Consider the following 22,160-nt stretch of genomic DNA (forward strand, 5'->3'; position numbering starts at 1 on the left):
CTCAGCCGCTGAAGGTCAGCCAGAGGAGCAGGCCGTTGAGGACGATCAGGAAGAGGGCGGCGAGGATCGCGCCGAGGGTGGTGAACCAGCGGTTCGCCTGGTCGCCCATCAGGGCGCGGTCGCGGGTGAGGGCGACGAGCGGCACGAGTGCGAACGGGATGCCGAACGAGAGCACGACCTGGCTGAGCACGAGCGCGCGGGTGGGGTCGAAGCCGATCCCGAGGACGATCAGCGCCGGGATCAGCGTGACGAGGCGGCGGGCGACGAGCGGCACCCGCAGGTTCAGCAGCCCGTGCATGATCTCCGCGCCGGCGTAGGCGCCGACCGAGGTCGAGGCGAGGCCGGAGGCGAGGAGCCCGACCGCGAAGAGCGTCGCGACGACCGGGCCGAGGGCCGCGCCGATCGCGGCGTGCGCACCCTCGAGGCTGTCGGTGCCGGCGACGCCGGACAGCGAGTGCGCGGCGAGCAGCAGGATCGCGAGGTTCACGGTGCCGGCGATCGCGAGGGCGACGGTGACGTCGATCCGGGTAGCGGTGAGGATCCTCCGGCGGGCGGTCACCCCGTCGACGCGGCCGAAGCGATCGCGCGCGAGAGCCGAGTGCGCGTAGATCGCGTGCGGCATCACGGTGGCGCCGAGGATCGACGCGGCGAGGAGCACCGACTCCGAGCCGTCGAAGCGGGGGAGGAGCCCGGCCGCCGCCGCGCCCGCGTCCGGCGGATCGACGACCACGCCCACGGTGAAGCCGACGGCGATGACGACCATCAGCGCCGTGATCACGCGCTCGAACGGCTGCGCTCCGCCGCGGGTCTGGATCACCAGGAGCACCAGCGACACGGCCCCGGTGACGAGTCCGCCGGCGAGCAGCGGCAGTCCGAACAGCAGGTTCAGCGCGATCGCGCCGCCGATGACCTCGGCGAGGTCGGTGGCGATCGCGACGGTCTCGGCCTGCAGCCAGTACGCCCGCCGGCCCCAGCGGCCGCGGAGGCGCTCGCCGAGCAGCTCGGGCAGGCTCTTGCCCGTCATCAGGCCGAGCTTGGCCGAGAGGTACTGGATCAGCCAGGCCATCAGATTGCCGAGGACGACGACCCAGACGAGCAGATAGCCGAAGCGGGCGCCCGCCGTCATGTTGCTGGCGACATTGCCCGGATCGAGGTAAGCCACTCCGGCGACCATGGCGGGGCCGAGCAGTCTGAGCAGGCGTGCATCGGCCGGACCCCGCGTCGTGGCGGTGATCGGAGGGGTCATTGCAGGCGGTGTCCGTTCCGGTCGGCGGTGACGCGAGGACCCCCACGATAGGGCACTCCTCTGCGCTGAACCACTCTCGCGCGGACCGTGCCGGGGCCGCGTCCGGGGGTCTCGGCGACCCCCGTCATCCGGCGATCCGCGGTTGATACGCTGGCCCACATGACCCTCGATCGAGCCCTTCCCGCACGCCCGGACACCGGGATGGCGTACGCCGATTCGGTGCTCGACCTGATCGGCGACACCCCGCTCGTGAAGCTCGGCCCGGTCGCCTCCGGCGTGCAGGCCACCGTCCTGGTCAAGGTGGAGTACCTCAACCCCGGCGGCTCGTCCAAGGACCGCATCGCGACCCGCATCATCGACGCGGCCGAGCGCGACGGCCTGCTGAAGCCCGGCGGCACGATCGTCGAGCCGACCAGCGGCAACACCGGCATCGGCCTGGCCCTCGTCGCGCAGCAGCGCGGCTACCGCTGCGTGTTCGTCCTGCCCGACAAGGTCGGCGAGGACAAGCGGAACGTGCTCACCGCGTACGGCGCCGAGATCGTCGTCACCCCGACGGCCGTCGCTCCCGAGGACCCGGACTCCTACTACTCCGTCTCCGACCGGCTGGCGCGCGAGATCCCGGGCGCCTTCAAGCCCAACCAGTACGCGAACCTCAACGGACCGCTGAGCCACTACGAGACCACCGGCCCCGAGATCTGGCGCGACACCGCCGGCAAGCTCACCCACTTCGTGGCGGGCGTCGGCACCGGCGGCACCATCAGCGGCGTCGGCCGCTACCTCAAGGAGGTGTCGGAGGGCCGCGTGCAGATCGTCGGCGCCGACCCGGAGGGCTCGGTCTACTCCGGCGGCGGCGGGCGCCCGTACCTGACCGAGGGCGTCGGCGAGGACTTCTGGCCGAGCGCCTACGACCCGAGCGTGGTCGACCGGATCATCGCCTCGAGCGACGCGGAGTCGTTCGCGATGACCCGCCGCCTCGCCCGCGAGGAGGGCCTGCTGGTCGGCGGCTCGAGCGGCCTCGCCGTCTCGGTCGCGCTCAAGGCCGCCGCCGAGCTCGGACCCGACGACGTGGTCGTCGTGCTGCTGCCCGACGGCGGGCGCGGCTACCTCGGCAAGATCTTCAACGACCGCTGGATGCGCTCCTACGGCTTCCTCGAGCACCGCGAGGAGGGCACCGTCCGCGACGTGCTCTCGGCCCGCGCCGCCAACCCGAGTACCGGCGATCTGCCGGCCCTCGTGCACGTGCACCCCAGCGACACCGTCCGGGACGCGATCGAGATCATGACGACCTACGGCGTCTCGCAGCTGCCCGTCCTCACCGCCGAGCCGCCCGTGGTGATGGGCGAGGTCGTCGGAGCGGTCGACGAGCGCGAGCTGCTCGACCGCGTCTTCAGCGGCGCGACCTCGATGACCGATCCGATCGGCGCCTCCGCCGGCGACGCGCTCCGGCTCATCGGCCTCGGTGAGAGCATCACGGCGGCCCGCGCCGCGCTGAGCGAGGCGAACGCCCTGCTCGTCACCGACGAGGGGAAGCCCGTCGCCGTGATCACCCGGCAGGACCTCCTGTCGTTCGCGACGGCCTGAGCGCCGCCCTCCCCCTTCTTCTCCACCCCCTCGACCAGGAAAGCCCCGCGATCATGCCCAAGAAGCAGCACTTCGACACCCGCGCCATCCACGCCGGTCAGGAGTTCGACCCGACCACCGGCGCGGTCGTTCCGCCCGTCTACATGACGTCGACCTTCGTCCAGGACGGGATCGGCGGCTTCCGCGGCGGCTACGAGTACGCCCGCTCGGCGAACCCGACCCGCGATTCGCTGCAGGAGCTGATCGCCTCGCTCGAGGGCGCGGACGTCGCCTACTCGTTCTCCTCCGGCCTCGCCGCCGAGGACACGCTGATCCGGGCGGCGCTCGCTCCCGGCGACCACATCGTGCTCGGCAACGACGCCTACGGCGGAAGCCACCGGCTGATCGACCGGGTGCACGCGGCCTGGGGCATCTCCAACACCGCGGTCGACATGTCGAACCTGCGCGAGGTGCAGCACGCCATCCGCCCCGGCGAGACCAAGATGCTCTGGGTCGAGACGCCGTCGAACCCGCTGATGACCATCAGCGACATCGCGGAGCTGGCCGACCTGGCGCACGCGCACGACCTGATCGTCGTCGTCGACAACACCTTCGCCTCCTCGGCGCTGCAGCAGCCGCTCGCGCTCGGCGCCGACGTGGTCGTGCACTCGACGACGAAGTACCTCGGCGGGCACTCGGACGTGGTCGGCGGGGCGCTCGCGCTGCGCTCCGGCCCGCTCGCCGAGAAGGTCGCCTTCCTGCAGTTCGCGGTCGGCGCGATCTCGAGCCCGATGGACGCCTGGCTGACGGTGCGCGGGATCAAGACGCTCGCGATCCGGATGGAGCGGCACTCGAAGAACGCGCAGGCGGTCGCCGAGTTCCTGGCCGGGCACTCCGCCGTGACGGCCGTGCACTACCCGGGCCTGCCCTCGCACCCGGGCCACGAGCTGGCGAAGCGCCAGATGTCGGGGTTCGGCGGCATGCTCTCGGTCGAGCTGGCGACGCCGCGCGCGGCGCGCAAGTTCGCGGAGTCGACCGAGCTGTTCCAGCTGGCGGAGTCGCTGGGCGGCGTCGAGTCGCTGATCGGCTACCCCAGCGAGATGACCCACGCGTCGGTCAAGGGCACGCCGCTCGAGGTGTCGGAGTCGCTGGTGCGGCTGTCGGTCGGCATCGAGGACGCGAGCGACCTGATCGCGGACCTCGCGGCGGCGCTGCCGAAGAAGTAGCGGTGGTGCCGGAGGAGCGTGCGGACTGGCGCTCCTCCGGTGGCCCGTGGCAGTTCTTCGAGGGGCGCGGTGATCCTGCCACTGTCAGCATCGGAGGCATGACCTCCTCCGCGCGCCGCATCGTCGATCTCAGTCACACCGTCGCGGACGGGCTGGTGACCTACCCGGGCCTGCCGGCGCCGCGGATCCGGCCGCACCTCACGCGGGAGGCGTCGCGAGCGGCCTACGCACCGGGCACGGAGTTCGCGCTGGACGTCATCGAGATGATCGGCAACACCGGCACCTACCTCGACAGCCCGTTCCACCGCTACGAGGGCGGCACCGACCTGGCCGGGCTCGACCTCGAGACGCTGGTCGACCTCCCCGCCGTCGTCGTCGACGCGCGCGCGGCGGGACGGCGCGGGATCGACCTCGACGCGCTCGGCGGACTCGACGTCTCCGGGGCCGCGGTGCTGCTCTCGACCGGCTGGGACGCGCACTTCGCCACGCCCGGGTACGCGAGCGGCGCGCCGTTCCTCACCGCCGCCGGGGCGGAGGCGCTGATCGCCGGCGGCGCGGTGCTCGTCGGCATCGACTCCGTGAACATCGACGACGTCGAGGGCGGGGGCGAGCGGCCCGCCCACAGCCTCCTCCTCGCCGCGGGAGTGCACGTCGTGGAGCACCTCCGCGGGCTCGAGCAGCTCCCCGCCACCGGAGCCCGCTTCACCGCGGTGCCGCCCAAGGTGAGCGGCTTCGGCACCTTCCCGGTGCGGGCCTACGCGGTCCTCGGCGGCCGCTGAGACCACCGGCCGTCCAGGGGTGCCTGGTTATCCTGGACCGATGCACTCCGCCCTCGCCGCGCTCGGCCGACGTCTCCGGCCCCGCACGCGCCTCGCCGCGCTGGGGGCCCGGCTCCGCCCCCGCACCCGCCTGCTCCGCCTGGCGCACCGCGCCCGATCCGCCCCGCAGAACCTCCGTGAGCGCCGCGCCGCGGTCGTGGCCGCCCGCCCGATCGACCACCCGCGCTCGCTCGCGTTCCGGCGCGAGCTGCTCGGCCTCGACCTCGCCAACCGCGTCTCGCGCCGCTCGGTCGTCGACCCGGCCGGCGAGGTCGTCGTCACGATGACGACCCACGGCGAGCGGATCCGGCGCGTGCACGTGGCGATCGAGTCGATCGCCCGCGGGTCCGCCCGCCCGGCCCGGCTCGTGCTCTGGCTGGACGACCCGGCGCTGTTCACCGCGCTGCCCGCGAGCCTCGAGCGCCTGCGCCGCCGCGGCCTCGAGATCCGGCTGGTCGACGGCTACCGCGTGCACACCAAGTACTACCCGCACCTGCTCTCCGGGCGGGCGGGGGAGCGCGACCTGGTCACCTCCGACGACGACATCGTCTATCCGCGCAGCTGGCTCCGGGGTCTGCTCGACGCCCGCTCGCGCTACCCGCGCGAGACGGTGCTCTGCTACCGCGCGCACAGGGTGCTCGTCGCCGACGGTGTCGTCGCTCCGTACACGAGCTGGCCGCCCGTCGCGGACACGCGGGCCGGTTTCGACGTCTTCGGCACCTCGGTGTCCGGGCAGCTGTTCCCGAGCGAGCTGATGGTCGCGATCGCCGAGCACGGCGACGCCTTCCGGGAGGTCGCGCCCGACGCCGACGACATCTGGCTGCACGTGCGCGCCGTCGACGCGGGCTACCGCGTCGCGCAGATCGAGCCGGCCGCCGAGCTCTTCCCGTTCGTCCCGCGGACGCAGCAGACCGGCCTCTACCTCGTCAACTACTGGGACGGCGGCAACGACCGCCAGGCCGGCGCCAGCTACACGCCCGAGGTCACCGCCCGCATCGCCGCGGACGCCGGCAGGCAGGGGGCGAGCGCATGAGACTCCTCTTCCTCAGCAACCTCTACCCGCCGCAGGTGCTCGGCGGCTACGAGATGACCTGCGCCCGCGTCGCCGAGGCGATGGCCGCCCGCGGCCACGACGTGCGGGTGCTGACCACGCCGACCTACCTGCCGCCGGAGCCGTCCGGCGTCGAGGTGCACCGCACCCTGAGCCTCCGCACCTACTTCCCGCTGCCGCAGACCGGCGGCGAGATCGCCCGGCTGATGCACCACGAGAGCGCGGTGTCGCGGTTCGAGAACACCCGCATCCTGCTCGAGGAGCTGCGCGACTTCGCCCCGACCCAGGTGGTGGCCTTCAACCTGCTGGGCATCGGCGGGCTCGCGATCGTCGACCTGCTGCGCCGGGTCGAGGCGGGCTGGCTGTGGAACCTCGGCGACCGCACGCCGAACGCGCTCGTCGACGGCCTGCCGGAGAAGGTGCTCGCGGTCTACGGCGCGGACCGGGCCGACCACTTCGACCGCGGCGAGATCGTGGCCGTGAGCCGCTCGCTCGTCGAGACGATCGAGGCGGGCGGGCTGCAGCTCGGCGACGTCGAGGTGATCGGCCGCGGCGTCGTCGTGCCCGAGGACGACGGCCCGCGGACGTACCGCGAGGGCGGCGTCACGCGCTTCACCTTCGCGGCGTCGCTGGGCGAGCACAAGGGCGTCGACCTCGTGCTCGAGGCGTCGGCCGCGCTCGCCGAGCGGACCCGCGACTTCCGGGTCGACCTCTACGGCGACGGCGACGTGGATGGCTACCGTGCCCGCGCCGAGGCGCAGGGGCTCGAGGGCGTCGTGACCTTCCACGGCCCGCGCCCCCGCGACGAGGTGCTCGCCGCGCACGGGCGCGCCGACGCCTTCCTCTTCCCGACCTGGGCGGGCGAGCCGTTCGGCGTCGCGCCGGTGGAGGCGGCCGCGGCCGGCTGCGTGCCGATCGTGACCGCCGCGAGCGGAGTCGCCGAGTTCCTCGTCGACGGGGTCGACTGCGTCAAGATCCGCCGCTCGGCGCCCGCGCTGCTCGAGGCGATGAGCGACGTGGTGAGCGGCGCGACCGACCTCGAGGCCCTCGGCCGGCGGGGGCGCGCGGCGGCCCGCGGACCGCTCTCGTTCGGGCGCTCGATCGAGCTGCTCGAGCGGTCGCTCGAGCGCCGCTCGCGACCGGGCCTCGCCGAGCGCGCCGCCGATACGGCCCTCGAGGCCGAGATCATGGACAAGGACCACCGCGCGATGGACGTGCTCCACCGCCGCTTCTCCGGACGGGACGACGAATGACCGACGACCACGACTTCAGGGCCGACCCCGCCTCCGCACCGACCCGCTTCGGCCGGGGCGGCGTCGCCCTGCGCGAGGCGGTGCACCGGATGGTCGCGCCGTACTTCGAGCAGGCGCGGCTGCGCACCGAGGAGGTGCGCGAGGAGGTCGCGGCGGTCCGCGGCGAGCTGGCCGGGCTCCGGGACGAGCTCGCGGCGGTGCGCGCCGAGACGGCGGCGCTGCGCGAGGAGACGGCCGGGCTGCGCGCGGCCCTCGACGAGGACCGGGCCGCGCTGGCGGAGCTGCGCCGCGAGACCGAGGAGTCGCTGGCCGTCACTCCGCCGCTGCTCGCCGCCGGCGAGTCGCGGACGGCCGACCTCGAGGAGCGCGTCCGCGGCGCCGAGCTCGAGCTGCGCGCGGTGTCCCGCCGCCTGGCGGAGGCGCTGGACGCCGCCGACTGAGTCCGCGAGCCTCAGGGATCAGGCGTCGGGGTGCATGCGGGAACCGGGGCCCGATTCAGGTGTGTTCGTGGACGTCCGTCAGGCCGGGACGGCCGTGCGGGCCAGGAGCTCCGCGATCCGGCCGGTGCAGCCGCCGCAGCCGGTGCCGGCCCGGGTGGCCGAGCCGATGCAGGCGACCGTGTCGTGACCCGCGGCCGCCGCGTCCGCGATCGTGCCGGCCGAGACGCCGTTGCACCAGCAGACCGTCGCGTCCGGAGCGAACGGGTCGCCGGTCGGGGCCGCGCCCGCGTCCGGAGCGTCGAGCCGCAGCAGGCTCGAGCGGTCGGCCGGCAGCTCGGAGCCGCGCTCGAACAGCAGCGTCAGCTCCGCGCCGACGCGCGGCAGGCCGACCGAGACGAAGCCGCGCAGCACTCCGCCGACGGTGACGAGCTTGGCGTAGCCGCCCCGGGCGGGATCCGCCCAGACGGTGACCTCGGGGTGCGGGGCGCCGTCGCAGGCGTCCCAGGGCTCGGCCGTCGGATCGCCGCCCGCCACCAGGTCGACGCCCTCGGCCTTCAGCATCACCACGGCGGGGCGCGCCGACGGCACGCGCTCGTCGGCGAGGCGACCCGCCGCCTCCGCGACGATGCGGGCCGCGAGGCGGTCGGCCTGCTGCCAGCCCGGCCCGATCAGCCCGCTCGGACCGCCGGGCACGCGGCCGTCCGGCAGCGCCGAGCCCCGGGCCGCGACGTGGGCGCAGTCGCCGATCGCGAAGACGCACGGGTCCGTCCAGCTGCGCTGGTGCTCGTCGACGAGGATCCCGGTCGAGACCGCGAGGTCGGCGCTCGCCGCGAGCTCGGTGCGCGCCCCGACGCCGCAGGACAGCACGAGCAGGTCGCCCTCGATCTGCTTGCCGTCCGCGCAGACCAGCGCCTGGAAGTGCGCGCGGCCCAGGTCGTCGTGGGCGAGCAGGATGCTCTCGGAACGGGCGTGCGACACCATGTCGACGCCGGCGGCGCGGGCGGCCGCGGCGAGCATCCGCCCGCCGCCGTGATCGAGGTTCCGCCCCATCGGGATGTCGCCGTGATGCACCACGACGACATCGGCGCCCTGCTCGGCGGCGGCGAGCGCGAACTCGACCCCGAGCACCCCGGCGCCGAGCACCACGATGCGGGAGCGGGCGCGCACCGCGTCGAGCACGACGCGCGCGTCGTCGAGGTCGCGCAGCGCGACGACGCGCTCGGGCAGCGGGCTCGCGCCCTGATCGAGCGTCTCGGGCAGTGCCGAGCGCACCCGCCGGTCGCGCCGCGAGCGCTCCATCCCGGCGAGGGTCGGCACGTTCGCCCGGGCCCCGGTCGCGAAGACCAGGCGGTCGTAGGGGAGGCGCTCGTCGTCGTGCAGGCGGACGACCCCGCGCGCGCGGTCGAGGCCGACGGCGGCGGCCCCGAGCCGGAAGACCACGCCGGCCGTCTCGGCCGTGGCGCGGTCGCCGAGGTCGAGCCGCTCGCGGGTCGCCCGCCCGACGGCGTACTCGGCCAGCAGGACGCGGTTGTAGGCGTCGGCGGATTCCGCGCCGACGACGGTCAGCGCGACCGCCCCGGCGCGGACGGCCGGCAGCAGCTCCTCGACGAAGCGCGCGCCCACCGGCCCGTAGCCGAGCAGGACGATCCGCTCGGGCGCGACCGCTCCGCTTGCCGCCCTCATCGGCTCAGACATCGAGCACCCCTTCCGCTCGGATCCAGACCCGCGTCCGCTTGAACTCCGGCATCGAGGAGATCGGATCGACGACCGCCTCGGTCAGCAGGTTGGCGCACTGCTCGCCCGCGTAGTGGAACGGCAGGAAGACCGTGTCGTGCCGGATGTCGGCCGTGACGCTCGCGCGCGCCCGCACCACTCCGCGCGCGTTGCCGACCGAGACCGGTCCGCCGTCGCGGACGCCGAGCCGGGAGGCGGTGGCCGGGTGGATCTCCAGCCGCGCCTCGGGGCGCGCCGCGTCGAGCTCGGCGACCCGCCGGGTCTGCGTGCCCGACTGGTACTGCTGCAGGTAGCGGCCGGTGATCAGCGTCAGCTCGGCGCCGACGTCGACCGGCGCCGGGGGAGCGGTGCTGACGGCGACCATCCTGGCCCGGCCGTCGGCGTGGCCGAAGTGCTCGCCGAAGAGCCGCGGAGTGCCGGTGCTGCCGGCGGGGTACGGCCAGTACGCGGCGATCCCGGTGTCGAGCAGCGCGTGCGAGAGCCCGGAGTAGTCCGCGACGCCGCCGGCCGAGGCGCGGGCCAGCTCGTCGAACACCTCCGCCGGGTCGGTCGACCAGGTCGACGGCGCGGCGAGGCGGCGGGCGAGCTCGCTCAGGATCCACAGCTCGCCGCGGACGCCGGCGGGCGGGTCGAGCGCGCGGCGGCGGCGGAGGACGCGGCCCTCGAGCGAGGTCATCGTCCCCTCCTCCTCGGCCCACTGCGGCACGGGCAGCACGATGTCGGCCAGCGCCGCGGTCTCGGAGAGGAAGAAGTCGCAGACGACCAGCGTGTCCAGCGCGGAGAGCCCGGCCCGCACCGCGTCGACGTCGGGCGCCGAGACGACCACGTTCGAGCCGTGCACGAGCAGGCAGTGCACCGAGCGGCCGAGCTCGGCGAGGAGTGCGACGGCCGGCAGCCCCGGCCCGGGGATCGTCGACGGATCCACGCCCCAGACGCCGGCGACGTGGCGCCGCGCCTCCGGATCGCGGATCGAGCGGTAGCCGGGCAGCTGGTCGGCCTTCTGCCCGTGCTCGCGACCGCCCTGGCCGTTGCCCTGCCCGGTGAGGGTGCCGTAGCCGGAGCCCGGCCGCCCGACCAACCCGAGCACGAGCGCGAGGTTGATCGCGGCGGTCGCGGTGTCGGTGCCGTCCACGTGCTGCTCGACCCCGCGGCCGGTCAGCACGAAGGCGCGACCGGTGGCGAGGCGGCGGGCGGTGCGGCGGAGCAGCTCGGCCGGCACGCCCGTGACGGAGGCGGTGCGCTCCGGCCACCAGGACGCGACGCTCCTGCGCACCGCGTCGAACCCGGTCGTGCGCGCGGCGAGGTAGTCGCGGTCGGCCAGCTCCTCAGCGAGGACGAGGTGGGTGAGGCCGAGCAGCAGCGCGAGGTCGGTGCCGGGCGCGGGCTGCAGGTGCAGTCCGGCACCGTCCTCGGTGAGCCGGGCGGTGGCGGAGCGGCGCGGATCGACGACGATCAGCCCGCCGCGCGAGCGCGCCCCGGCCAGGTGCGCCAGGAACGGCGGCATGGTCGCCGCGACGTTCGAGCCGAGCAGCAGGATCGAGTCGGCCTCGTCGAGGTCGGTCACCGGGAACGGCAGCCCGCGGTCGACGCCGAAGGCCCGGTTGCCGGCGGCGGCGGCCGAGGACATGCAGAACCGGCCGTTGTAGTCGATCCGCGAGGTGCCGAGCGCGATCCGGGCGAACTTCCCCAGCTGGTAGGCCTTCTCGTTGGTCAGCCCGCCGCCGCCGAAGACCGCGACCGCGTCCGCTCCGTGCCGTTCCTGGGTCTTCGTGACGGCCGCTGCGACCGCGTCGAGCGCCTCCGCCCAGGTGACCTCGGTGAAGGTGCCGTCCGACCCGCGCATCAGCGGCGCGCGCAGTCGCTGCCCGCTCGCGAGCAGCTCCGCGGCCGTCCAGCCCTTCGCGCAGAGCCCGCCCCGGTTGGTCGGGAACTCCCGCCCCGCGATGCTCACCGGCGTCGGGCCGTCGACCCGGGTCAGCGTCATCGCGCACTGCAGGGCGCAGTACGGGCAGTGCGAGTCGGTCGGGGCGGGAGCGGCGGTCATCGTCAGATCCGGGTCCCGGTCTTCGCGGCCAGGCGGAGGTAGACGCCCGCCGTGATCGCGAGCATCACGGCGTAGGCCGCGACGAACCAGCCGAGCGCCGTCGTGTAGTCGCCGAAGGTCGTCTTCGAGTAGCCGAGCAGCTGCGGGATGACGAAGCCGCCGTAGGCGCCGATCGCCGAGATCAGGCCGAGGGCCGCGGCCGCGGTGCGCTGTGCGCCGACTCCGTCGTCGCCCTTCTGCCGGGCGCGCAGGGCGAAGACGGTCGGGATCATCCGGTAGGTCGCGCCGTTGCCGATGCCCGCCGAGGCGAACAGCACGAGGAAGCCGACGAGGAAGAGCCAGAAGCTGCCGAGCGGCAGCGTCGCGATGACGAAGAGGATGCCGGCGCCCATGGCGACGAACGCGGCGATCGTCACGGGTGCGCCGCCGAAGCGGTCGGCGAGCCGGCCGCCGTAGGGCCGCGAGAGCGAACCGACCAGGGCGCCGAGGAAGGCGAGCGTCAGCGTCGCGGAACCGACGGAGAACTGCGAGAACTCGGGGAAGGTGTCGGCGATGAGCTTGGGGAAGACGCCCGCGAAGCCGATGAACGAGCCGAAGGTGCCGATGTAGAGCACCGCCAGCAGCCAGAGGTGCGGCTCGCGCAGCGCGGCGAGGGAGGCGGCGACGTCGGCCTTCGCGGTCGAGAGGTTGTCCATCCGCTTCCAGGCCCCGATCATCGCGACGATGATCAGCGGCACCCAGATGAGGCCGGCGAGCGGCAGGTTCACCGTCGCCGCGGCGCCGATCGTGACGGCGATCGGCACGATCAGCTGCGCCACCGAGGCGCCGAGGTTGCCGCCCGCGGCGTTCAGGCCGAGTGCGTAGCCCTTCTGGGCGTGCGGGTAGAAGAAGGTGATGTTGGCCATCGAGCTGGCGAAGTTGCCGCCGCCGAAGCCGGCCAGCGCCGCGACCAGGAGCATCACGCCGAAGGGCGTGTCCGGGTTCCCCACCGCGAGCGCGAGTCCGATGCTCGGGATGAGCAGCAGGCCGGCCGAGACGATCGTCCAGTTCCGCCCGCCGAAGCGGGGGACCATGAAGGTGTACGGGATCCGCAGCGTCGCGCCGACGAGGCTCGGCATCGAGATCAGCCAGAAGATCTCGCCGGTGCTGAAGTCGAAGCCCGCCGCGGGCAGCTGGACGACCACGACCGACCAGAGCTGCCAGACGACGAAGCCGAGGAACTCGGCGAAGATCGACCAGCGCAGGTTGCGGCCGGCGACCTGTCGCCCCTCCGCCTGCCACTGCGCGGGGTCCTCGGGGTTCCAGCCGTCGATCCAGCGGCCGGGGCGGCGGGTGAGGCCCGACGGGGCGGTCGTCGCGGGGCCGGTGGTGGCGGGGGCGGTGGTGGGCGGTGCAGCAGTCATCGGATCCTCCGGGGAGTGGGCGCGGGCGCGCCGAAGAGAGTGCGGGGCGAGAGAGCGGGGAGCGTGCGGGGAGAGAAGGACAGAGAGAAGGTCGAGCGGCCGGGCGCTTACGCGCTGCGGCCGAAGAGCTCGGAGACGATGTCGACCAGCTCGCGCGCGGGCGGGTCGACGGCGGTGAGCAGCGGGGCGGTGGCGAGGTCGGCTCCCGCCGAGGCGGCGAGCGAGGCGAAGTAGCCGGGGGCGAGGAGGTAGGTGGAGACGAGCACGCGGGCGCCGGGGTGGGCGGCGCGCTCGGCGGCCACCGCCTCCGGGACGCGCGGCTCGGCGGCCGAGATGAAGGAGACGGCGACGTCGCGGCCGAGCTCGGCGGCCAGGAGGCGGCCGGTGGCCCAGCAGTCGGCGACCGCGCCGGAATCGCTCGAGCCGGCCGCGGCCAGCACGACGCGGTCGCCGTCGGCGAGACCGGCCTCGCGCAGGCGGCGGGCGAGGACGCGGGCGAGCCGCGGGTCCGGGCCGAGGGCGCCGGTGACGCGGACGGGACGGTCCGCCTCCGCCGCGGCCTCGGCGAGGTCGACGTGCACGTGGTAGCCGGCCGAGAGCAGCAGCGGCACGACGACGGCCGGGCGGTCGGGCTCGAGCGTGCCGAGGGAGGCCGGCACGTCGGGCTGCTGCACGTCGACGAAGGAGTCGAGGACTTCGGCCGCGGGGTTCGCCTCGCGGACCGCCTGGACCAGCGCGGCGACCGCGGTGCGGCCGTCGTCGTCGGAGGTGCCGTGCGAGGCGCAGACCAGCGCTGTCCGCTGGGCGACCTCGATCACTCCGCCCGTCTCCCGCACGCTCCAGGTGGCGAGGTGAAGCCGCGGCGAGGTGTAGCAGACGCCCGTCTCGAGGTCGAAGACGTCCTTGTGCAGGGGCGAGGCGATCGTCGCCCGCTGCACGCCGTCGACCGCGCGGGAGCCGACGATGCCGCGGGAGAGGACGGCCGCGCCGGTCGCCGGGTCGAGGTTCGAGACGGCGAAGACGCGGCCGTCGGGGAGGAGGAACAGCGCGAGCTGCACGCCGCCGACGAGCGCGGCCTCGCCCCAGAGCGGCTCCAGCTCGAGCCGGTTGCAGACGGGGACCCAGGTCGCGGCCGGCGCGGTGCCGGCCGGAGCGCTGCGGGCCGTCGTGGGGCCGGCGGTGACCTGCTGATCGAGGAGGGTCATCGTCCCGCCTTCCGAGGAGGAGTGCTGCCCGCGGCCGGTCGGCGGCGGTGAGGCCCACGGTAGAGAGCCCACGTTTCGCGGGAGCACCCCTCCGGAGTCACGGGCGTAACGAAGCCCTCACGATGCCGGTCCGCTGTCGTGAGAGGTCGGTCACACGACGTTACGCAGGGGCAACGGGGGCGAAACCGCGCCTGCCTACGGTGGAGCCCATGACATCCCGAGGTGCGTTCCCCACCGGCCCCCGACGCGTGCTCGTCGTCGGCGCCGGCCCCGCCGCCCACCGCCTGGTCGACGCGCTCGTCGCCCGGGCCGGCGCCACCGCCCTCGAGATCACCGTCTTCGGCGAGGAGGCGCACCACCCCTACGACCGCGTCGCGCTCTCGAAGCGCCTCGAGGGCGCGACCGACCTCACTCTCGGCGACGGCTCGCTCTGGGAGTCGGCGACCCTCGTCACCTCCTCCCGCGTCGTGGCCCTCGACCCCGAGCACTGCCGCGTGCAGCTCGCCGACGGCCGCTGGTTCGAGGGCGACGAGATCGTGCTGGCCACCGGCTCCTCCGCCACCGTGCCGCCGATCGAGGGCGCCGAGCACGGCCGCGTCTACCGCACCCTCGAGGACGTCGACGGCCTCGTCGCCGACCTCGCCGCCTTCCGCGCTCGCCGCGGCCGCCCGGCGAGCGTGGTCGTCGTCGGCGGCGGACTGCTCGGCCTCGAGGCCGCGGGCGGCGCGCACCGGCTCGGCGCGCGCACCGCGCTGATCCACTCCGGCCGCTGGCTGATGAGCGCCCAGCTCGACGAGGGCGCGGGGCAGGCGCTCGGCCGCATCATCGCGGCGCAGGGCGTCACCCTGCACCTCGGCAACCGCCCCACCGCCGTCCTCACCTCGCCGCAGGGCACCGTGCTCGGCGTCACGATGACCGACGGCACCAGCATCGGCGCCGACATGGTCGTCTTCTCGATCGGCATCACGGCGCGCGACGAGCTCGCCCGCGCGGTCGGGATCGAGGTCGCGCCCCGCGGCGGCGTCGTCGTCGACGAGGCCTGCCGCACCAGCCGCCCGCACGTCTGGGCGATCGGCGAGGTCGCCGCGATCGACGGCCGCACCGTCGGCCTCGTCGCCCCGGCCAACGCGATGGCCGAGGTCGTCGCCGACCGCCTGCTGGGCGGCGACGCCACCTTCCCGGGCGTGGACGACGCGACCAAGCTCAAGCTCTCCGGGGTCGAGGTCGCGAGCTTCGGCGACGCGCTCGGCGCGGGGGAGGGGGCGCTCGAGGTCGTCTACGCCGACCCCGCCCGCGGGCTCTACCAGAAGATCGTCGTCTCGGACGACGCGCGCACCCTGCTCGGCGGCATGTTCGTCGGCGACGCCGGTCCCTACTCCTCGCTCCGCCCGCTGCTCGGCCGCGAGCTGCCCGCGGAGCCCAGCGCCTACCTCGCGGCGGCCGGCGGCGAGGCGCCCTCGGGCGACCTGCCCGACGACGCGCAGCTCTGCTCCTGCAACAACGTCTCGGTGGGCGACGTCCGTCACGCGATCGGCGAGGGCTGCACCGAGCTCGGCCCGCTGAAGGCCTGCACCCGCGCCGGCACCCAGTGCGGCTCGTGCGTGCCGCTGGTGAAGAAGCTGCTCGACACCGAGCTGACCCGCGCCGGCGTCGAGGTGTCGCGCGCGCTCTGCGAGCACGTCTCGCTCAGCCGGAGCGAGCTGTTCGAGTCCGTCCGGATCCTCGGCCTGTCCTCGGCCGAGCAGGTGATGGAGCGCTTCGGCTCGGGCCTGGGCTGCGACGTCTGCAAGCCGGTGATCGCCTCCGTGCTCGCGACCCAGACCAACGGCTACATCCTCGACGCCGGCCAGGCGCCGCTCCAGGACACCAACGACCGCGCGCTCGCCAACATGCAGAAGGACGGCACCTACTCCGTCGTCCCGCGGGTGCCGGGCGGCGAGATCACGCCGGCGAAGCTCAAAGTGATCGCGGAGGTCGCCGAGCAGTACGGCCTCTACACGAAGATCACCGGCGGCCAGCGGATCGACATGTTCGGCGCCCGCCTCGAGCAGCTCCCCGAGATCTGGCGCATCCTCGTCGACGCCGGCATGGAGTCGGGCCAGGCCTACGGCAAGTCGCTGCGCACCGTGAAGTCCTGCGTCGGCTCGACCTGGTGCCGCTACGGCGTGCAGGACGCGGTCGGCATGGCGATCTTCCTGGAGGAGCGCTACCGCGGCCTGCGCTCGCCGCACAAGTTCAAGCTCGGGGTCAGCGGCTGCGCCCGGGAGTGCGCCGAGGCGCGCGGGAAGGACATCGGCGTGATCGCGACCGACACCGGCTGGAACCTCTACGTCGGCGGCAACGGCGGCTACCAGCCCGCCCACGCGCAGCTGCTCGCGCAGGACCTCGATGACGAGACCCTGGTCCGCTACATCGACCGCTACGTCATGTACTACGTCCGCACCGCCGAGCGCCTGCAGCGGACGGCGCGCTGGCAGGAGGACCTGCCCGGCGGCCTCGACCACGTCAAGGAGGTGGTCTGCGAGGACTCGCTCGGGATCGCGGCCGAGCTGGAGGCGGCGATGGCGACCCACGTCGACACCTACGTGGACGAGTGGGCGGCGACGCTCGCGGACCCGGACCGGCTGCGCCGCTTCCGCTCCTTCGTCAACGCGCCCGACACCGCGGATCCGCGGGTGAGCACCGTGCGCGAGCGCGGGCAGAGCCGTCCGGCGGGGCGCGACGAGCGCTCGGACGGGCCGGTGCTCGTGGCCGGGACGTCGATCCCGATCGGGCCGGGCGCGGTGTCGGTCGTGGGGCCGTCGGCGTCGGTGCCGGCACCCGCGACGCTCGCGCCGTTCGCTCCCTCCGTCTCCTCCGGGTCCGCCGCCTCCGCCGCCTCCGCCGCCTCCGCGATGCCCGGATCGGAGGCGTGATGCAGCTCTCCGTCGATCTCACCGGCCGCCGCGTCCTCGTCGTCGGCAGCGTCGTCGGCACCCGCCGCGTCCTCGCCCGCTACCGCGCGGCCGGCGCCCTCGTGGAGCGCTGGTACCCGGACGACGCGCTGTGCCTGCGCCTCGCCTCCGCGTCGCTCCTGCCCGCGGCCCGCCCCGCCCTGCTCGCCTGGGTCGAGGGCGCAGCGTCCCTCCGCGCGGCCGCGGCCGCGGAGGCCGCCCGGCACGGCGTCTGGGTCGTCGACGAGGCGCCCGCCGCGCACCGCGGCGTCGGGCACGTGAGCATCGTCGGCGGCGGACCCGGCGACCCCGAGCTGATGACGCTCGCCGCGCACCGGGCCCTCCGCGAGGCCGACGTCGTGCTGTTCGACCGCCTCGGCCCGCACGACGGCCTCGCCGACTGGGCGCCCGGCGCCGAGCTGATCGACGTCGGCAAGACCCCCGGCCACCACGCCGTCCCGCAGCACGAGATCGAGCGGCTGATGGTCTCCCGCGCGCTCGACGGGCTCGACGTCGTCCGGCTGAAGGGCGGCGACCCGTTCGTCTTCGGCCGCGGGTCGGAGGAGGTGCGCGCCTGCCGCGTCGCCGGCGTGCCGTTCACGATCGTCCCCGGTGTCACGAGCGCGATCTCGGTCCCCGCCGCCGCCGGCATCCCGGTCACCCACCGCGAGGTCAGCCGCGCGTTCACCGTGGTCTCGGGCCACGCACCCTTCAGCGAGGAGGAGCTGGGGCACCTGGCCGGGCTGGGCGGGACGCTGGTCGTGCTGATGGGCGTGAACACGCTCCCGCACCTCGTCGCGGGGCTGCAGCGCGCCGGGATGGCCGCCGGCATGCCGCTGGCGATCGTCGAGCGCGGCTGGTCGCACGCCCAGCGCACCACGATCTCCTCCGTCGGCGGGGTGCTCGGCCTGCTCGCCGAGCTGGCGCCGCGCTCGCCCGCGGTCATCGTGATCGGCGAGGTGGTGCGCCAGGCGGCGTGCGATGATGCTCGGGATCCCGAGAGCATCGCCCGCGCGGTCGATGCACTCACCCTGTGACTGCCCGAGGGGGCCGCTGATGACCGGCACCGAGGCGAGCGGTTTCGAGGCGACCGGCGGGAGTGCGGCCGGTGCTGAGGCGACCGGTGCCGTCAGGACCGCGAGCGCCGGGCCCGGCGCCGACGGGCCCGATCCCGACGCCGCCTCGCCCGGCTTCCGGCCCGACCAGCTCGTCGGCTTCCGGATCGGCGTCACCTCCGACCGCCGCTCCGAGGACCTGATCGCCGCCTTCGAGCGCCGCGGCGCCGACGTCACCCACGCGCCCACCATCCGGATGCGCGGCGTCGACACCGAGGGTGTCCTCGAGGCGGAGACCCGCGCGATCGTCGCGGCCCGGCCCGACGTGCTGCTCGCGACCACCTCCTACGGCATGCGCCGCTGGCTCGAGGCGGCCGACGCCGCCGGCCTCGGCGACGACCTGACCGACGCGCTCTCGGACGCCCGGATCCTCGTCCGCGGCCCGAAGGCGCGCGGGGCCGTCCGCGCCGCCGGCCTCGACGACCACGGCATGAGCGAGCGCGAGACCACCACCTCCCTCGTCGACCTCGCCCTGCGCGAGGGCGCCGCCGGCCGCACCGTCGCCGTCCAGCTGCACGGCTTCACCGACCCGGCGCAGCTGCAGCGCCTCACCGACGCCGGCGCGACCGTCCTCACCGCCGCCCCCTACCGCTGGAGCGCGCACGAGGACTCGGCCCGCGTCCTCCGCCTGATCGAGGCGATCTGCTGCGGCGGCCTCGACGCCGTCACCTTCACCAGCGCGCCCGCCGTCGAGGCGCTGTTCACCGTCGCGGAGGCGGCCGGCCGGCTGGACGAGCTCCAGGCCGCCTTCCGCGAGACCGTCGTCGCGGCCGCCGTCGGCCCGGTCACCGCCGCCCCGCTCGTCGAGGCGCAGATCCTGCCGATCGTCCCCGACCGCTTCCGGATGGGCGCGCTCATCCGCCTTACCTGCGAGCACCTCGAGCAGTCCGCCCCCCGCATCGACACCGACTACGGCCCCCTCGAGCTGCGCGGCCGGCACGCGGTGCTCGCCGGAACGCGCGTCGCCCTCACCCCCGTCGCCCTCGCCCTCTTCCGCACCCTGGTCGCCGCCGAGGGCGCCACCGTCGCGCGCTCCGTCCTCGCCGCCGCCGCCCCCGAGCCCCTCGACGACCACGCCGTCGACGTCGCCATCAGCCGCCTCCGCCAGGCCCTGCCCGAGCCGCGCCTGGTCGCCACGGTGATCAAGCGCGGCTTCCGCCTGTCCACCCCCACGTAGGCCCGCGGACCTCCGCACGGCGATCCGCGGCGTTGTCGTCGGTTGCGATACCGCCGGTATCGCGCCCTCCTCCGCCTTGCGGCTCACCGCGCGGAGACCCGCGGGCGGTTCGGCTTCCGCACGGCCGCCTGCGGCGTTGTCGTCGGTTGCGATACCGCCGGTATCGCGCCCTCCTCCGCCTTGCGGCTCACCGCGCGGAGACCCGCGGGAGGTTCGCCGGAGCGCGGCCCCTGCGGCTCGAGCCTGGGCCGCGTCCGCGGCCATCCGGCGCGCGATGGGGTCTGAGCGTCCGCCCACGCCCCGTTCGGGTCCATTCGCGTGGGCCGGGGCCGTCGAGTGGACGCGTGCGGGGGTGTGCGCACGAGGCGGACCCCATGTCGCGTCTCTTCGAGGAGGCGGCTGCGGATCGATCCGCGAGTGGACGCATGCCGGGGCGTGCGCGAGTGGCGGCCCCCTGTTCGTGTCCTCTCGTGCGGCGCGTGGCAGGCGAGTGGACGCAGAACGGGCTGTGCGCGCGAGCCGGAGCCCGTTCGGCGTCTGTTCGTGAAGCCGCTGGCGAGTCGGTCTGCGAGTGGAGGCGGCGCGACGAGTGCAGTCAGCGCAACGGGCGCCAGCCGCCGGCCACCAGGGCGCGGCGGACGCGGTCCGTGCAGCCGGAGAGGTCCGCGTCGAAGGAGGCGGAGGCGACGCGCACGACGGTCCACCCCGCGGCGGCGAGGCGCTCGTAGCGGATCAGATCGCGGTCCCACTGCGCGCGGTCGGTGCGATGGTGGTCGCCCTCGTACTCGACGACCACCCGCCATCGGCGGAACAGCAGATCGACCCGCCCGATCCTCCCGTCGGCGTCGACGAGCTCCGCCTGCAGCTCGGGCTCGGGGAGACCGGCGGCCGCGAGCGCGAGGCGCAGGAGGGTCTCGCGGCGCGACTCCGCACCCTCGCGGACGAGCTCCAGCGCATGTCGGACCGCGCGGGCCCCGCGTCCCTCGTGACCTCGACCCGCCTCCGCAGCTCGCGCAGCGGAACCCACGGCCGCCCCGGCGGAGGCCGGACAGGGGCCAGCACCAGCGCGTCCCCGACGGCGACGAGGTCCTCCAACGACAGCATCGAGGCGAGCTGGAGGAAGAGACTCGCTCCGTCCGCGAGGAGGAGCCCGCCGCGGCGGACGGCGCGCAGCCGGGGGTCGCCGAGGGAGTGGCCGACGAGACCGCGTCCGCGCGGCGCATGGGCCGGCGGCCGCACCGCGACGTGCAGCGGCTCGCCGGGCGGTTCCCGCGGCAGATCGAGCGGCCACAGCCGGGCAGCGGTGATGCCGCAGAAGACCGATCCGTCCATGACGGTCGCGTAGGCGCGAGCGCGCTGCACCACGGTCACGGCCTGGCCTCGGGGAACGCGGACTCCCCGGAACGGCGCCTCGAGATCACTCGCGCGCAGCCGCTCGATCCCGACCCCTGCGGCCAGCGCTTCCTGCACCGAGAACGCCCGCCCCGCGAGCGCGGGAGGGAGGGGTGCGGGCCGCGGCATCGCGCCATCCTGCCCGAGGGCTGGAGATACCCGCTCTCGTTCTCCACAGGAGGCGAGCGAATGGCCGCGGAAGGGGTCCTGGGTCACGCGCAGACCCCATCGAGCGTCCATTCGCGGTCTGTTCGGGGCCGGGCGCGCCGCTGCCAGACTGGAGCGCATGAGCAGCGGAGCCCGCAGAGTGATCATCGCGCCCGACTCCTTCAAGGGGTCGGCGACCGCCGTCGAGGTGGCGGAGGCGCTCGCCGAGGGCTGGCGCGGTGTGCGGCCGGACGACGAGCTGGTGCTCGCTCCGATGGCCGACGGCGGCGAGGGCACGGTCGACGCGTTCGCGGTCGCGGTGCCGGAGGCGCAGCGCCGCACGCTCACCGTGGTCGGGCCCGACGACCGCCCCGTCGAGACGGCCTGGCTGCTGCTGCCGGACGGCACCGCTGTGGTCGAGCTCGCCTCCGCGAGCGGCATCACGCTGCTCGATCCACTGCGCCCGCTCACCGCGCACACCCGCGGCTTCGGCCGGGCGATCGCCGCCGCGCTCGACGCCGGCGCCCGCGCGCTGCTGCTGGCGATCGGCGGCAGCTCGTCGACCGACGGCGGCGTCGGGGCGCTGCGCGAGCTCGGCGCGCGCTTCCTCACCGTCTCCGGGCACGACCTCGGCGACGGCGGCGGCGCGCTGCACGAGCTCGCGGTCGTCGACCGGCACGCCCTGCGGCCCGTCCCCGCGGGCGGCGCTCGCATCCTCAGCGACGTCACCAACCCGCTGCTCGGCGACTCCGGAGCCGCGCACGTCTTCGGGCCGCAGAAGGGCGCGACCCTCGACGACGTGCTCCGCCTCGACGACGGCCTGCGCCACCTCGCGGCGCATCTCGACGCGGATCCGGAAGAGGCCGGCACCGGCGCGGCCGGCGGCACCGGCTTCGGCCTGCTCGCCTGGGGCGCGCGCCTGGCCCCCGGCTCGGCCGCGGTCGGCGAGGCGCTCGGACTCCCGGCCCTCGTTGCGGGCGCGGACGTCGTGCTCACGGGCGAGGGGCGCTTCGACGCGCAGTCCATGGCCGGCAAGGTCCCCTCCTACCTGCTCGGGCTCGCGGAGGCGGCGGGCGCCCGCACGATGCTGATCGCCGGGGCGATCCAGGCGCCGACCACCGCGTTCGCCGCGGCGGGCTCGCTCACCGTGGCGGCGGGGTCGGCGGCCGCCGCGATCGCCGACCCGCTGCCGCACCTGCGGACCGTTGCGGCGGAGCTGGCGCGCCGCGCGTCCTGACGGCGCGCGGCGGCGGGTGTCGGCCCTGCCGGTGCGGCTGCCCGAGTGCCCGTGGTGGTGCGTGAGGGCTGCGCGGAGGCCCCGCCGAGGCCGCCCCGGCGGCGCCTGTCCGCACCCGCGGGTGTCGGTGGTCGGCCGTAGCGTCGAGCCATGGACCTCGCAGCACGCCGACCCCTAGA

The 22,160-nt window shown here is 75.0% G+C and carries 16 protein-coding genes; 10 read left to right on the plus strand and 6 right to left on the minus strand.

The features are described from left to right. Nucleotide 1: 1 nt before the first annotated feature. Complete coding sequence (locus MT350_RS09925) at nucleotides 2-1,246, minus strand: Nramp family divalent metal transporter (RefSeq protein ID WP_243598381.1); 1,245 nt, start codon at nucleotides 1,244-1,246, stop codon at nucleotides 2-4. A 201-nt stretch (nucleotides 1,247-1,447) separates the two neighbouring features. Between MT350_RS09925 and MT350_RS09930 the strand changes: the two genes are divergently transcribed. From MT350_RS09930 to MT350_RS09955, 6 genes are all read left to right on the plus strand, one after another. After that, nucleotides 1,448-2,827, plus strand: coding sequence for a cystathionine beta-synthase (locus MT350_RS09930; RefSeq protein ID WP_123447782.1), 1,380 nt, complete (start codon nucleotides 1,448-1,450; stop codon nucleotides 2,825-2,827). Between the two features lie 53 nt (nucleotides 2,828-2,880). Next, nucleotides 2,881-4,032 (plus strand): cystathionine gamma-synthase, encoded by a 1,152-nt coding sequence (locus MT350_RS09935; RefSeq protein ID WP_123447781.1) that lies wholly within the window; start codon nucleotides 2,881-2,883, stop codon nucleotides 4,030-4,032. Between the two features lie 98 nt (nucleotides 4,033-4,130). Then, nucleotides 4,131-4,811, plus strand: a complete 681-nt coding sequence (locus tag MT350_RS09940) for a cyclase family protein (RefSeq protein WP_243598382.1) — start codon at nucleotides 4,131-4,133, stop codon at nucleotides 4,809-4,811. Nucleotides 4,812-4,851: 40 nt separating this feature from the next. Continuing rightward, a complete protein-coding gene (locus MT350_RS09945) occupies nucleotides 4,852-5,883 on the plus strand; it encodes a hypothetical protein (protein WP_243598383.1) in 1,032 nt (343 codons plus the stop codon). After that, nucleotides 5,880-7,154, plus strand: coding sequence for a glycosyltransferase family 4 protein (locus tag MT350_RS09950; protein ID WP_243598384.1), 1,275 nt, complete (start codon nucleotides 5,880-5,882; stop codon nucleotides 7,152-7,154). The genes MT350_RS09945 and MT350_RS09950 overlap by 4 nt, the downstream gene beginning before the upstream one ends. Then, on the plus strand, nucleotides 7,151-7,594 hold the full coding sequence (locus tag MT350_RS09955) for a hypothetical protein (RefSeq protein ID WP_243598385.1): 444 nt from the start codon (nucleotides 7,151-7,153) through the stop codon (nucleotides 7,592-7,594). Before MT350_RS09950 ends, MT350_RS09955 begins: the two co-directional genes overlap by 4 nt. 78 nt (nucleotides 7,595-7,672) lie before the next feature. Here the strand turns inward: MT350_RS09955 and MT350_RS09960 are convergent, their stop codons facing one another. The 4 genes from MT350_RS09960 to nirD all read right to left on the minus strand — a co-directional run bounded on the left by MT350_RS09960 (nucleotide 7,673) and on the right by nirD (nucleotide 13,980). Then, the gene (locus MT350_RS09960) at nucleotides 7,673-9,289 is read right to left on the minus strand and encodes an NAD(P)/FAD-dependent oxidoreductase (protein WP_243598386.1); all 1,617 of its coding nucleotides are present in this window, start codon (nucleotides 9,287-9,289) and stop codon (nucleotides 7,673-7,675) included. Next, nucleotides 9,282-11,372 (minus strand): molybdopterin oxidoreductase family protein, encoded by a 2,091-nt coding sequence (locus tag MT350_RS09965; RefSeq protein ID WP_243598387.1) that lies wholly within the window; start codon nucleotides 11,370-11,372, stop codon nucleotides 9,282-9,284. The genes MT350_RS09960 and MT350_RS09965 overlap by 8 nt, the downstream gene beginning before the upstream one ends. A gap of 2 nt (nucleotides 11,373-11,374) precedes the next feature. Next, entirely contained in the window at nucleotides 11,375-12,775 is a 1,401-nt protein-coding gene (locus MT350_RS09970; protein WP_243615845.1) for an MFS transporter, read from the minus strand. 107 nt (nucleotides 12,776-12,882) lie between these two features. Then, complete coding sequence (nirD, locus tag MT350_RS09975) at nucleotides 12,883-13,980, minus strand: nitrite reductase small subunit NirD (protein WP_243598389.1); 1,098 nt, start codon at nucleotides 13,978-13,980, stop codon at nucleotides 12,883-12,885. Nucleotides 13,981-14,189: 209 nt separating this feature from the next. Here nirD and nirB point away from each other — a divergent pair, with 209 nt between their 5' ends. The 3 genes from nirB to MT350_RS09990 are packed head-to-tail and all read left to right on the plus strand — an operon-like array spanning nucleotide 14,190 to nucleotide 19,205. Next, nucleotides 14,190-16,895, plus strand: a complete 2,706-nt coding sequence (nirB, locus tag MT350_RS09980) for a nitrite reductase large subunit NirB (protein ID WP_243615846.1) — start codon at nucleotides 14,190-14,192, stop codon at nucleotides 16,893-16,895. Next, nucleotides 16,895-17,950, plus strand: coding sequence for a uroporphyrinogen-III C-methyltransferase (gene cobA / locus MT350_RS09985; RefSeq protein WP_243615942.1), 1,056 nt, complete (start codon nucleotides 16,895-16,897; stop codon nucleotides 17,948-17,950). Before nirB ends, cobA begins: the two co-directional genes overlap by 1 nt. 19 nt (nucleotides 17,951-17,969) lie before the next feature. Further along, nucleotides 17,970-19,205 carry a uroporphyrinogen-III synthase gene (locus MT350_RS09990; protein WP_243615847.1) on the plus strand — a complete coding sequence of 412 codons (1,236 nt, stop codon included), beginning with the start codon at nucleotides 17,970-17,972 and terminating at the stop codon, nucleotides 19,203-19,205. A 595-nt stretch (nucleotides 19,206-19,800) separates the two neighbouring features. Here MT350_RS09990 and MT350_RS20440 read toward each other — a convergent pair. Beyond that, a complete protein-coding gene (locus tag MT350_RS20440; protein ID WP_243615848.1) occupies nucleotides 19,801-20,232 on the minus strand; it encodes a DUF559 domain-containing protein in 432 nt (143 codons plus the stop codon). 651 nt (nucleotides 20,233-20,883) lie between these two features. Here MT350_RS20440 and MT350_RS10000 point away from each other — a divergent pair. After that, on the plus strand, nucleotides 20,884-21,981 hold the full coding sequence (locus MT350_RS10000; RefSeq protein ID WP_243615849.1) for a glycerate kinase: 1,098 nt from the start codon (nucleotides 20,884-20,886) through the stop codon (nucleotides 21,979-21,981). The last annotated feature ends 179 nt before the right edge of the window (nucleotides 21,982-22,160 follow it).

It is taken from the genome of Rathayibacter sp. VKM Ac-2928 (assembly GCF_022815545.1).
Lineage (GTDB): Bacteria > Actinomycetota > Actinomycetes > Actinomycetales > Microbacteriaceae > Rathayibacter > Rathayibacter festucae.